Origin of the sequence: Candidatus Pelagibacter sp. (assembly GCF_052049835.1) — a bacterium.
In the GTDB taxonomy this organism is placed as follows: Bacteria; Pseudomonadota; Alphaproteobacteria; order Pelagibacterales; family Pelagibacteraceae; genus Pelagibacter.
Map to the genome: position 1 here is coordinate 84,020 of NZ_JBNGZF010000002.1, position 12,996 is coordinate 97,015.

Consider the following 12,996-nt stretch of genomic DNA (forward strand, 5'->3'; position numbering starts at 1 on the left):
ATGAATAAAAATTTTAAAGATTTACCACTGAGAAGTGGGGTCGGAATTGTGTTATTGAATAAACAAAATAAAGTATTCGTAGCAAAAAGAATAGATAATCCTAAAAATTTTTGGCAAATGCCTCAAGGTGGTGTTGATGAGGGAGAGGATAATTTAAAAGCTGCATTTAGAGAACTAGAAGAAGAAACAAGTATCAAAAGCGTAGAACTTATAAAAGAGCTCGATGGTACATTAACCTATGATTTACCTGATAGATTACTAGGTATCATTTGGAAAGGTAAATACAAAGGTCAAAAGCAAAAATGGTTTTTAATGAGATTTGTTGGAAATGATAATGAAGTAAACATAAATACATCTAATCCAGAGTTTTTGGATTGGAAGTGGATTGACTTAGATTTAATTACTGATGTGGTGGTTGATTTTAAACATCATGTTTACAAAGAGCTTAAAGAAAAAGTAAAAAAATTAATTTAGAGTTTTTAAAACTTCAACTTTTTGATCTGCTAAATACTTAGATTGATCGTTAATATCAGTTTTATTAGCCTCTTCTTCTGCCTGTTTAAGTAAATCTTGTTGCTTTGATTTATCCATATCAGCAAGATTAAAAATTGTACTTGTTAAAATAGATAGATTGTTATTTTTGAACTCAACAATACCATCTTCAACATAGTAATTTTCATCACCTGATTTTGATAAAATCTTAATTATCCCAGGTTTTAAAAAGGAAATAATAGAAATATGATCCTTCAATATTCCCATCTCTCCTTCAAAAGCAGGGACCACAACTTCTGAAACATCCTCTTTTACTAAAAAAGATTTTTCAGGATTTACTATTTCAACTTTAAACTCTTCGCTCATTAAGCAGCAGCTTCTTGTTCCATTTTCTTAGCTTTTTCTATAGCTTCCTCAATTGTTCCAACCATATAAAAAGCAGCTTCAGGTAAGTGATCATACTCACCTTTACAGATTGCATCAAAACCTTTGATAGTTGAGTCAAGATCAACAAGTTTTCCTGGAGAACCAGTAAATACTTCTGCAACAAAGAATGGTTGAGATAAAAATCTCTGGATTTTTCTAGCTCTTGCCACAACTAGTTTATCTTCTTCAGATAATTCATCCATACCAAGAATAGCTATAATATCTTGTAATGATTTATATGATTGTAGAATTCTTTGAACATCTCTTGCTACTCTATAATGCTCATCTCCAACGATTCTTGGATCCAAAATTCTTGATGTAGAGTCAAGTGGATCTACTGCAGGATAAATACCAATTTCAGCAATTTGTCTTGAAAGTACAGTCGTTGCATCTAAGTGAGCAAACGATGTCGCTGGAGCAGGATCTGTTAGATCATCAGCAGGCACATAAATTGCTTGTACAGATGTAATTGACCCTTTGTTTGTAGTCGTAATTCTTTCTTGTAGGTTACCCATGTCAGTAGCTAATGTCGGTTGATATCCAACAGCAGATGGAATTCTTCCTAACAAAGCTGAAACCTCTGATCCTGCCTGAGTAAATCTAAAGATGTTATCTACAAAGAAAAGTACGTCCTGACCTTCCTGATCTCTAAAGTATTCAGCTACAGTTAACCCTGTAAGTGCAACTCTTGCTCTTGCTCCAGGAGGTTCATTCATCTGCCCATAAACTAAAGCAGCTTTTGAACCAGCTCCTTCTTTTTTAATTACACCAGATTCAATCATTTCATGATAAAGGTCATTTCCTTCTCTAGTTCTCTCTCCAACTCCTGCGAACACTGAAAAACCACCATGAGCTTTTGCAACGTTATTAATTAATTCCATAATTAAAACTGTTTTTCCTACTCCTGCTCCACCAAATAATCCAATCTTTCCACCTTTTGCATAAGGTGCAAGCAAATCAATAACTTTAATACCTGTTACAAGTATTTCAGTTTCTGTTGATTGGTCATTAAATTCAGGTGCAGCTCTATGAATTGGCCAACTTTCTTTAGTTTTAACTTCACCTCTTTCATCAATTGGTTCCCCAATTACATTTATAATTCTTCCAAGTGTTTCAGGTCCAACTGGAACTTGAATAGGAGCATTAGTGTTAACAACTTCATCACCTCTTTTTAGTCCTTCAGTAGCATCCATAGCAATTGTTCGTACAGTCGTTTCACCTAAGTGTTGCGCTACCTCTAAAACTAGTCTGTTATCACCATTTTTACATTCCAATGCTGTTAAAATTTCTGGTAGTTCACCATCAAATTTCACGTCTACTACCGCTCCAATAACTTGTGTGATTATTCCTTTGCTCATAATTATAAACTTTCTGCTCCTGATATGATTTCTATTAGTTCTTTTGTAATTGCTGCCTGACGACTTCTATTATATTCGATAGTAAGTTTGTCAACCATTTCACCTGCGTTTCGGGTTGCATTATCCATTGCACTCATTCTAGACCCTTGCTCGCTAGCTGAATTCTCTAACATTGCTTTAAATATTTGCGTAGAAATATTCTTTGGCAATAAATTGCTTAAAATTTCATCTTCATCTGGTTCAAATTCGTAACTTTCTTCTGAGCTACTTTCTTCTCCCTCATTATTTAATGGGATAATTTGTTGTGCTTGAGGAATTTGAGTAATTACATTTTTAAATTGGTTATAAAAAATTGTACAAACATCAAATTCACCTGCTTCGAATTTTTCAATTACCATTTTACCAACTTTGTCAGCATCAAAATAATTTGCATTTTTAGACTCTTTGAAAGAAATATTTTCAATTATTTTGTCACCATAAAATCTTTTTAGTTGATCATTTCCCTTTGAGCCTACTGTAATAATTTTAAGTTCTTTACCTTCATCTAAAAGTTTTGCAAAATAACTTTTAGCTTTTTTAATAATATTAGAGTTAAATCCACCACATAAACCTCTATCAGAAGTCATCACCACACAAAGATGAGTTTTTTCTTGACCAGTACCTGACAATAACTTTGGTGCATTTTCTTTATCAGAAATACCATTTGATAAATTTAAAATAACATTATTCATTTTTTCAGAATAAGGCCTTCCCTTCTCAGCGCTTTCTTGAGCTCTTCTTAATTTAGCTGCTGCAACCATTTTCATAGCTTTAGTAATTTTCTGTGTAGACTTTACACTAGCTATTCTTTTTTTTAGGTCGTCTAAACTTGCCATAAATTATTAAGATTTAAAATTTCCTTTTAATTGAGTGATTACCTCAACAAGTAATTTTTCTTTATCTTCCTCAAGTTTTCCTGAACTTAAAATTGACTCGATAATTTCAGGCTTATCTGATTTACATTTTTCAATAATCTTGCTCTCAAATTTAGCAACATCTTTTAGATCAATATCGTCCAGATAACCTTTCACTCCACAAAATACTGAAATAACTTGTTCTGCAACAGTCATAGGTGAATATTGTTTTTGTTTTAAAAGTTCAGTTAGTTTAGAGCCTCTATTCAAAAGTTGCTGAGTAGATGCATCTAAATCAGATCCAAATTGAGCAAAAGCTGCCATTTCTCTGTATTGTGCTAGCTCTAATTTCATTGAACCAGAAACTTTTTTCATCGCTTTTGTTTGAGCTGATGAACCAACCCTAGATACTGATAAACCTACGTTAATTGCAGGTCTTATACCTTGGTTAAATAGTTCTGTTTCAAGGAAAATTTGTCCGTCTGTAATTGAAATAACGTTAGTTGGAATGAACGCAGATACGTCTCCACCTTGTGTTTCAATAATTGGCAGCGCAGTAAGTGATCCACCACCATGTTCGTCACTTAATTTAGCTGCTCTTTCAAGCAATCTACTATGGAGATAAAATACATCTCCAGGATAAGCCTCACGTCCTGGGGGTCTTCTTAATAACAATGACATTTGTCTATAAGCAACTGCTTGTTTAGACAAGTCATCGTAAATTATTAATGCATGCATTCCATTATCTCTAAAATACTCACCCATAGCACAACCTGTGTATGGTGCTAAGAATTGTAAAGGAGCAGAGTCCGATGCAGTAGCAGCAACGATTGTTGTGTACTCCATAGCTCCAGCTTCTTCTAATGTTTTTTGAATTTGTCTTACTGTTGATCTTTTTTGTCCAACTGCAACGTATATGCAATACAGTTTTTGTTTTTCATCACCAGATTCATTGATTTTTTTTTGATTAATAATTGCATCTACTGCAACTGCTGTTTTACCAGTTTGTCTATCACCAATAATTAATTCCCTTTGTCCTCTACCAATTGGAACCAGACTATCAATTGATTTAAGACCAGTTTGCATTGGTTCGCTTACTGATTGTCGTGGAATAATGCCAGGAGCTTTTACTTCAACCCTGCTTTTTTTAATTCCTTTATCTAATGGTCCTTTTCCATCAATAGGATTTCCTAAACCATCCACTACTCTTCCTAATAATTCTTTCCCAACTGGAGTATCAACAATATTACCAGTTCTTTTTACTACATCCCCTTCTTTAACATTTCTGTCATCACCAAAAATTACGACACCAACGTTTTCACTTTCTAAGTTTAGAGCCATACCTTTTGAACCATCTGCAAACTCTACCATTTCACCAGCTTGAACATTATCTAAACCATAAATCCTAGCAATACCGTCTCCAACTGATAAAACTTGACCAACTTCTGTGACTTCTGCTTTATCACCAAAATTTTTAATTTGTTCTTTTAATATTTTTGTAACTTCTGAAGGATTTATTTCCATTTATGCCTCTATCATTCTATTTTCGATTTGTTGTAATTTATTTTTAATTGAGGTATCGACCATAGTACTTCCTACCTGTACTACCAAACCTCCTATTAAACTTTCGTCATGTTTGTAGTTTAATTTTATTTTTGAGCTAAAATTTTTTGTTAACTCCTCTGTAATTTTTGCAATTTCTTCATTAGATAATTGTTTTGCTGATTTTAATTCTGCCTTAAGTTCACCTCTTTTTCTTGAACAAATCTCAATAAAGCTTTTAAGGATACGCTCAATAAAAAAGAAACGTCTTTTTTGAATTAAGAAACTTAAAAAATTTTTAAATAAAGATTCAAATTTATTATTTTCAGAGATTGTATTGATTACTTTTAATAAATCTTCTTGGCTTGTAGTTGGATCTTTAATCAAATTAGAAAAATCTTCACTTTGCTCGATTAAATTAAGAATAGATGAAGACTGATCTTCGATCTGACTTAAAAGATTGTTTTCCTCTGAAAGTTCAAAAAGCGCAAGAGAATACCTTTCAGCTGAAGTTATTGAAAATCCGGTGTCTTTACTCAACTTGGTTCCTCTATAATGTTGAAGATTATTTAAAAATCACGCCCTAAATAGCATATGACCCTTATGTCTTCAAGTAGCGGATTCGTAAAAAAGGCCTCTTTTTTGAGGTTAATTGAAGTTAATTGGATCAACATCAACTGAAAGTTTTATTCCAGAAGAAAATTTATATTTTGGAATAATTTTTGCAAGAGAGCTTTGTAGTTTCATAGATTTTAAGCCTCTTATTAAAAATCTTATTCTAAATTTTCTCTTTAATCTAAATAATGGAGCATTCACTGGCCCTAATATTTTTCCTTCTATTTTATTTTCAATAAAATTTTTAAAATTTAAAGCTTCTTTTTCTAATTTAATTTCATTATCTCCCGTTAAGATTAAAGAAATAAACCTTTGAAATGGAGGTAGTTTATTTTTTTTTCTTATCTGCAGTTCTCTTTCTAAAAAAATATCTGGATTTTTACTTGTAATTTCTGAAATCATATTAGTATTATTTTCATAGGTTTGAAAATATACAGTTGCTGGTTTTCCAGTTCTGCCTGCACGTCCTGAAAGTTGATGATAAAGCTGTAAATTTTTTTCTGCACCTCTTAAATCATGTCCTTGAGATGAAAGATCAATATCAACAACTACAATGCAATTTAAGCTTGGAAAATGAAAACCTTTTGAAATTAATTGGGTTCCAACTAAAATATGCGTTTCATTATTAATAATTTTATCTATTTTTTCTTTAGAATCTTTTTTATTCATTGTGTCACTTGAAAAAATCTCTATTGTTTTTCCAGGAAATTTTCTTTTTACCTCTTCTGAAATTCTCTCAACACCAGGACCACTAAAAATAAATTCACAATTGCCTTCTTTTGTACAATTCCTTTTAAGATCAGATTTGTATCCACAATAATGACACAATAAATTATTTTTATTTTTATGATAAACTAAATTGATACTACAATTTGGACATGTAAAACTTGTAAAACATTTATTGCATAAAGCATTTGGAGAAAAACCTCTTCTATTTAAAAAAAACAAAACCTGATCTTTTTTTTCCAAATGTAAATTTACTTTTTCAATAATTTTATTTGATAGCCATGATTGTTTTTCAAGTTTGGTATTATTTAAATTAATAATTTCATAATTAGGTAATGCTGCGTTCTGGTATCTTTCATTTAATCTAGAAACTTCGTATTTACCTTTTTTAATATTTTCAAAAGTTTCTATAGAAGGAACAGCAGTAATCAAATTGATAGGAATATTTTCAAAAGATGCTCTAGAAATTGCCATATCACGAGCATTATAAGTTATACCTTCGTCTTGTTTAAATGACTGATCATGTTCCTCGTCAACAATTATCATACCTAATTTTTTAAATGGTAAAAATAATGAAGATCTTGCACCAATAATTATTTTTATTTTACCGTTAGAAACACCGCTCCAAATTAATTCTTTCTTTTTTTTTGAAATAGCCGAATGCCAAACTGCAGGTTTAAAACCAAAATATTCTAAAAATTTTTGTTCAAACTGACTAGTTAGACCTATTTCTGGTAATAAAATTAATCCTTGAAAACCGTTCTCTATCAATGGTTTTAACGCTTCAAAATAAACTAAAGTTTTTCCTGATCCAGTTGTGCCTTGTAAAACATGAACTCTAAATTTTTTATTTGAAGCATTCATTTTTTTTAAAGATTTATCTTGATCACTAGATAGCTTGATTAAGGTTTGTTTAATTTTGCTATCAAATATTTGATAAAGTTGAGTTTCTTTGTTCTCTATCGCATTACTAGTTAAGAGTACTAGCTTTAATGCCATACCCTTTGGGATAAGATTATATTCTGCAAACCAATTTAAAAAATTTATTGTATTTTTTTTTAACGGAGTAACATCTAATTTCTTGATTATATTTTTAGTCTTAAAATTTTTATTATTATTTTTTTCAAATTCGTCCCAAACCACACCGGTAGTTTTTGATTTTCCAAAAGGTACCACTACATAATCACCAACTTTAAGTTTTAAACTACTTTCATAAGTGAATGGATGATTAAAAATATTTGGTACAAGAATCGGATATTTCATATTTTTATAATATGAAAAAAAATTAAGAGTGTATTGCTCTTTTATCTACTGATAAAGCAGCTTCTTTAACTGCTTCTGAAAAAGTTGGATGAGCATGACAAGTTCGGGCGATATCTTCTGCACTTGCACCGAATTCCATTGCAACACCGATCTCTGCAATTAATTCTCCTGCATGGGGACCAATTATATGTGCACCTAATACTTTATCTGTTTGCTCATCAGCTAAAATTTTAACAAAACCTTCTGCATCATCTATGGCCTTAGCTCTTGAATTAGCCATAAACGAAAATTTCCCTACTTTATATTTTTTATTTAATTCTTTTAATTGTTCCTCAGTTTTACCGATTGATGCTACTTCTGGTGTTGTATAAATTACTCCTGGGATTGTACCGTAATTTACATGTCCAGATTGACCAACTATGTTTTCTGCAACTGCTATACCTTCGTCCTCCGCTTTATGTGCAAGCATTGGACCAACAATTACATCGCCTATTGCATAGATATTTTCAACGTTAGTCTTAAAGATTTTATCAGTTTTAATTCTATTTCTTTCATCAAGATCTACTCCTACTGACTCTAAATTTAAACCATCTGTATTGGGTTTTCTGCCAACAGAGATTAAAACAACATCACAATCAAAATTATTTTTATTTCCGTCTTTATCTACTGTTGAAATCACTACACCTGCTGCATTTTTTTTAATTGTTTCAACTTTATTTTGCATATTAAATTTTATTCCCTGTTTTTTTAAAATTTTCATAAATTCTAAAGAGATTTCTTTATCCATTCCAGGTGTAATATGATCTAAAAATTCAACAACTTGTACCTCTGCTCCAAGTCTGGACCATACAGATCCCATCTCCAATCCTATATAGCCTCCTCCTACTACAACCATTTTCTTAGGTACCTTTTCTAACTTTAAAGCACCTGTTGATGAGACAATTGTTTTCTCATCTATTTTTATTCCTGGTAACGAAACTGGAACTGATCCTGTTGCAATAACTGTTTTTTCTGTTTGGATTATAGTTTCTTTATTTTTATCGTCCTTTATTATAATTTCATTTTTAGATTTAAAACTTCCGTGTCCTTTAAAGTAAGTAACTTTGTTTTTTTTCAAAAGAAATTCAACACCTTTTGTAAGAACTGTTACAGCTTTATCTTTGCTTTTCATCATTTTGTCTAAATTTAATTTTACTTCACCAACTTCAATACCTTTGTTTGCTAAACTTTTTACTTTATGAAATTCTTCAGACAGATTAAGTAAGCTTTTTGATGGGATGCAACCAACATTTAAACAAGTACCTCCCAAAGACCCTCTGGATTCTATACATGCAGTTTTTAATCCTAATTGAGCAAGTCTGATTGCGCACACATAACCACCCGGTCCACCTCCAATAACTACAGCTTGAAATTTTTCTGTCATTTAAATATCTAAAAACAATCTTCTTGGGTCTTCTAAGTTTTCTTTAATCATTTTAAGAAAAGATACAGATTCTTTTCCATCAATAATTCTGTGATCATATGATAATGCTAAATACATAATTGGTCTTATTTTAATTTCACCGTCTACAACAACAGGTCTTTCTACTATATTATGCATGCCCAACACTCCAGATTGAGGCAAATTTAGTATTGGGGTTGAAAGCATAGACCCATACACACCTCCATTACTTATTGTAAATGTTCCTCCCTGAAGATCTTCAATCGTTAGCTTTCCATCTCGCGCTTTTTCTGAAATTTCTTTAATATTTTTTTCAATATCAGCAAAGGATAATTCATCTGCATTTCTCAAAACTGGAACAACCAAACCCTTATCTGTTCCGACAGCAAAGCTAATATTGTAATAGTTTTTATAGATAATCTCATCTCCGTCTATTTCAGCATTCACCGTAGGGAAATTTTTTAAAGCAACTACACATGCTTTTACAAAGAAAGACATAAATCCTAATTTTATCCCATAACGAGATTGAAAATCCTCTTGATTTTCTTTCCTCATTTCCATCACACTGCTCATATCAACCTCGTTAAATGTTGTTAAAAGAGCAGCATTATCTTGAGCTTGTTTTAATCTTTTTGCAATAGTTTGTCTCAACCTAGTCATCTTAATTCGTTCTTCTTCACCATATTGAATTTTTCTTTCAGATGGTTTTGGATTTGCACCCATCAAACTTATTAAATCTCCTTTTAAAACTCTCCCATCTTTTCCTGAACCTTGAATTGAATTAATATCGATATTATTTTCAGTTACTATTTTTCTCACTGCTGGAGACAAGGTTGGATTAACATTTCTTTTTGGAGCAACATTTGGTTTAACTTCCTCAGTTAAAATCAATGGTTTCTCTTTGTGTTTTTCTATATCTCTTTCTTCAAATACTTTTGGTTCTTTTTTATTTGCATCTAATTTTATTACATTACTCTCTGCAGGAACTATTTCCTCCTGCTCGATTTCTGTTTGGATTTTTGGCGCAGATTTAACCGCTCCACCTTCTGCTGATACAGAACCTAATAATGCTCCTACTTCAACAACTGATCCATCTTGTGAATTTATCTCTGTTAACACACCAGAGATTGGAGATGGCACTTCTAAGTTTACTTTGTCTGTCTCAAGTTCTACAATTGGCTCATCTGCTTCGACTGTATCACCTGCGTTTTTTAACCATTTTGCAACAGTCGCTTCTGTTATACTTTCACCAAGAACTGGGACTACTATTTTTTCACTCATTAAAATTAATCAAATACCTTGTTAATTATTTCTTGTTGTTGAGAATTATGCCTTTTGGCATATCCTGTTGCAGGAGTTGCGTCTGGGCTTCTTCCTATATAAGAAATTTTATTATTATTAGCCTTTAAAGTGTCTAATGTCCATTGGATATAATCTCTTACTGAAAACCAAGCACCCATATTTTTTGGTTCTTCTTGACACCAAAAGAATTCAGCATTTTTAGAGTATGGTTTTAACTCCTTAACCAAAGCTTTTGCTGGAAAAGGATACAATTGTTCAATTCTATACATCACTACATCATCTCTTTTAAGCTTTTCTCTAGCGTCTAACAAATCAAAATATACTTTTCCAGAACAAAGAATTACTTTTCTTATTTTAGAACTTTCTTTTAGTTTAATAAATCCTTTAGACTTAGGATCTATAGCATGATCCCACAACACTCTATGGAAAGTATTTTTTTTGTTAAAATCTTGCAAATTTGAAACACAATACTTATTTCTTAATAATGATTTTGGTGTCATGATGATTAGTGGCTTTCTGAAACTCCTATGCATTTGTCTTCTTAAAGCATGAAAATAATTTGCTGGGGTTGTGCAGTTCATTACTTGCATATTATCGTTTGAGCATAGTTGTAAAAATCTTTCTAATCTTGCTGAAGAATGTTCTGGTCCTTGTCCTTCATATCCGTGAGGTAACAACATTACTATACCAGATGCTCTATTCCATTTTCTCTCACCAGATGCAATAAATTGATCAATTACTACTTGAGCTCCATTAGCAAAGTCACCGAATTGTGCTTCCCAAAGAGTAAGTGTGTTTGGCTCTACTAGACTATAACCATATTCAAAACCTAAAACCGCAAGTTCAGATAAAAAACTATCTACTATTTCAAATTGCTTTTGATTTTTAGAAATATTATTCAGTGGAATGTACCTAGAATTATCTATTTGATTTCTTAAAACAGAATGTCGTTGACTGAATGTTCCTCTTCCAGAGTCTTGTCCTACAAGCCTAACTGGATATCCCTCTTCTAGCAAAGATCCAAAAGCTAAAGATTCAGCTGAAGACCAATCAATTCCAGTACCTTTTTCGATACTTTCTTTTCTGGCATTAAATATTTTAGAGATAGTCTTGTGAATATTTTTTTCCTCAGGAATAGCATTTATTTTACCTGAGATTAATTTTAATTTATTTTCATCGAAACCTGTTATACCCCTCTTATCTTTACCTCTTTCAGGTTTGTATCTTGACCATGTTCCCTCAAACCATTCTATTTTAGGTTTATAATCTTTTGCACTTTTATATTGTTCATCAAGTAAATCTTTAAATGATTGAACATTTTGATTTAATAATTTTTCAGTTATAGATTTTTCGTTTACTAATTTATTTCCATAAATTTTGTAAACACTGGGATGAGATCTAATTTTTTTATACATTAAAGGTTGAGTAAATGAAGGCTCATCTCCCTCATTATGTCCAAATCTTCTATAACAAATTAAATCTACTACAACGTCTCTATTAAATTTTAATCGAAATTCTGTTGCTATTCTAGTTGCATAAACAACTGCTTCTGGATCATCACCATTAACATGAAGAATTGGAGCCTCTACCATTTTTGCAACATCAGATGGATAAGGTGAAGACCTAGCAAATCTTGGACTAGTAGTAAATCCTATCTGGTTATTAACAATAATATGAATTGTTCCTCCAGTGTTATGTCCTGGTAGTCCAGACATTGCAAAACATTCTGCTACAACTCCTTGACCAGCAAAGGCTGCATCCCCATGAATCAGAATAGGTATAACTTTATTTCTTTCACGGTCTTTATGAAAAAATTGTTTGGCTCTTGTTTGACCTAAAACAACTGGGTTAACAGCTTCTAAATGAGAAGGATTATCTGTTAAACTGACATGTACTGAATTTCCATCAAATTCTCTATCAGATGACGCTCCAAGATGATATTTTACATCTCCAGCACTATCTTCAGAATCAGTACTAAACTCACCAGCAAACTCATTAAAAATTTTTTTGTAAGATTTTTGTAAAACGTTTGCCAAAACGTTAAGCCTACCTCTATGAGACATGCCTATTTTGACTTCTTTTATATTATTTTGACCACCAATTTTTATTATTTGTTCAAGAGCTGGTATTAAACTTTCACCACCATCTAAACCAAATCTTTTTGTTCCCACATACTTTGTAGCTAAAAATTTTTCAAATCCTTCTGCCTGTACCAATTTATTTAAAATTGCCTCTTTACCATTTTTTGTAAATTGAAGTGCATTTTTATCTTGCTCTATCCTATCCCTAAACCACTTTCTTTCATCTGGGTTTGAAATATGCATGAACTCATAACCTATTTTTCCACAATAGGTCTTCTTCATAAACTTAAGTATTTCTCTTATATTTGCATATTTACGATTAATTACTCCGTTTAGAAAAATTTTCTTATCGTAATTTTCTTTTTTAAAACCATAAAAATCTGGATGGAGCTCATCTAAATATTCTGACTCTCTCATTTCTAAAGGATCAAGATCTGCTAATAAATGTCCTCTTAATCTATATGCTCTAATTAATGCTACAGCGCTAATAGAATCTTTATTTGAGTCAGCAAGTAATTGAAAATTAAATTTTTCTGAAGTATCTAATTTGACATTATCAAAATCATTTTTATCTTGATCCTCTATTTTTTTTTGTAATTCATCAATATTAATCTTTTTTTTTGTAGGTCCCCACGATGGACCATTAATTTCTTTTGCTATAATATTTAATTCTTCACCAATTCCCTCAAAATAGTTTGACCAACTTTCTGGAAGATCAGCATCTTTATTCAAAAACTTTAAATACATTTCTTCTATAAATGCACTATTAGATTTATTTAAAAATGAAGTTTTTTCGAAATCAAGATTTTTTGATGAAGACATCTTTTTTATTTAATATATCCCTCTAATATTTTTTT

Annotated in this window: 10 protein-coding genes; 1 reads left to right on the forward strand and 9 read right to left on the reverse strand. The window is 31.4% G+C overall.

Going from position 1 to position 12,996, the window contains the following annotated elements; all coding sequences use genetic code 11:
• A complete protein-coding gene (locus tag ACTT9R_RS01970; RefSeq protein ID WP_440926394.1) occupies positions 1-474 on the forward strand; it encodes an RNA pyrophosphohydrolase in 474 nt (157 codons plus the stop codon).
• Here ACTT9R_RS01970 and atpC read toward each other — a convergent pair.
• The 9 genes from atpC to ACTT9R_RS02015 all read right to left on the reverse strand — a co-directional run bounded on the left by atpC (position 466) and on the right by ACTT9R_RS02015 (position 12,961).
• Positions 466-858 carry an ATP synthase F1 subunit epsilon gene (gene atpC / locus ACTT9R_RS01975; protein WP_440926395.1) on the reverse strand — a complete coding sequence of 131 codons (393 nt, stop codon included), beginning with the start codon at positions 856-858 and terminating at the stop codon, positions 466-468. The two genes, ACTT9R_RS01970 and atpC, sit on opposite strands and share 9 nt — an antisense overlap.
• A complete protein-coding gene (gene atpD, locus ACTT9R_RS01980) occupies positions 858-2,276 on the reverse strand; it encodes a F0F1 ATP synthase subunit beta (RefSeq protein ID WP_440926396.1) in 1,419 nt (472 codons plus the stop codon). Before atpD ends, atpC begins: the two co-directional genes overlap by 1 nt.
• 2 nt (positions 2,277-2,278) lie before the next feature.
• Positions 2,279-3,151, reverse strand: coding sequence for a F0F1 ATP synthase subunit gamma (locus ACTT9R_RS01985; protein ID WP_440926397.1), 873 nt, complete (start codon positions 3,149-3,151; stop codon positions 2,279-2,281).
• Positions 3,152-3,157: 6 nt separating this feature from the next.
• Complete coding sequence (gene atpA / locus ACTT9R_RS01990) at positions 3,158-4,693, reverse strand: F0F1 ATP synthase subunit alpha (protein WP_440926398.1); 1,536 nt, start codon at positions 4,691-4,693, stop codon at positions 3,158-3,160.
• Entirely contained in the window at positions 4,694-5,251 is a 558-nt protein-coding gene (atpH, locus tag ACTT9R_RS01995) for an ATP synthase F1 subunit delta (protein WP_075505232.1), read from the reverse strand.
• A 108-nt stretch (positions 5,252-5,359) separates the two neighbouring features.
• Entirely contained in the window at positions 5,360-7,315 is a 1,956-nt protein-coding gene (priA, locus tag ACTT9R_RS02000) for a replication restart helicase PriA (protein WP_440926399.1), read from the reverse strand.
• Between the two features lie 22 nt (positions 7,316-7,337).
• Positions 7,338-8,738 (reverse strand): dihydrolipoyl dehydrogenase, encoded by a 1,401-nt coding sequence (gene lpdA / locus ACTT9R_RS02005; protein ID WP_440926400.1) that lies wholly within the window; start codon positions 8,736-8,738, stop codon positions 7,338-7,340.
• Positions 8,739-10,037 carry a 2-oxoglutarate dehydrogenase complex dihydrolipoyllysine-residue succinyltransferase gene (gene odhB / locus ACTT9R_RS02010; protein WP_440926401.1) on the reverse strand — a complete coding sequence of 433 codons (1,299 nt, stop codon included), beginning with the start codon at positions 10,035-10,037 and terminating at the stop codon, positions 8,739-8,741.
• Between the two features lie 5 nt (positions 10,038-10,042).
• A complete protein-coding gene (locus ACTT9R_RS02015) occupies positions 10,043-12,961 on the reverse strand; it encodes a 2-oxoglutarate dehydrogenase E1 component (protein WP_440926402.1) in 2,919 nt (972 codons plus the stop codon).
• Between the last annotated feature and the right edge of the window lie 35 nt (positions 12,962-12,996).

Coding starts and splice junctions, on each gene's coding strand:
- atpA (WP_440926398.1), bottom strand. CDS start 4,693: ATGGAAATAAATCCTTCAGAAGTTACAAAAATATTAAAAGAACAAATT.
- atpD (WP_440926396.1), bottom strand. CDS start 2,276: ATGAGCAAAGGAATAATCACACAAGTTATTGGAGCGGTAGTAGACGTG.
- atpC (WP_440926395.1), bottom strand. CDS start 858: ATGAGCGAAGAGTTTAAAGTTGAAATAGTAAATCCTGAAAAATCTTTT.
- priA (WP_440926399.1), bottom strand. CDS start 7,315: ATGAAATATCCGATTCTTGTACCAAATATTTTTAATCATCCATTCACT.
- ACTT9R_RS01985 (WP_440926397.1), bottom strand. CDS start 3,151: ATGGCAAGTTTAGACGACCTAAAAAAAAGAATAGCTAGTGTAAAGTCT.
- ACTT9R_RS02015 (WP_440926402.1), bottom strand. CDS start 12,961: ATGTCTTCATCAAAAAATCTTGATTTCGAAAAAACTTCATTTTTAAAT.
- odhB (WP_440926401.1), bottom strand. CDS start 10,037: ATGAGTGAAAAAATAGTAGTCCCAGTTCTTGGTGAAAGTATAACAGAA.
- ACTT9R_RS01970 (WP_440926394.1), top strand. CDS start 1: ATGAATAAAAATTTTAAAGATTTACCACTGAGAAGTGGGGTCGGAATT.
- lpdA (WP_440926400.1), bottom strand. CDS start 8,738: ATGACAGAAAAATTTCAAGCTGTAGTTATTGGAGGTGGACCGGGTGGT.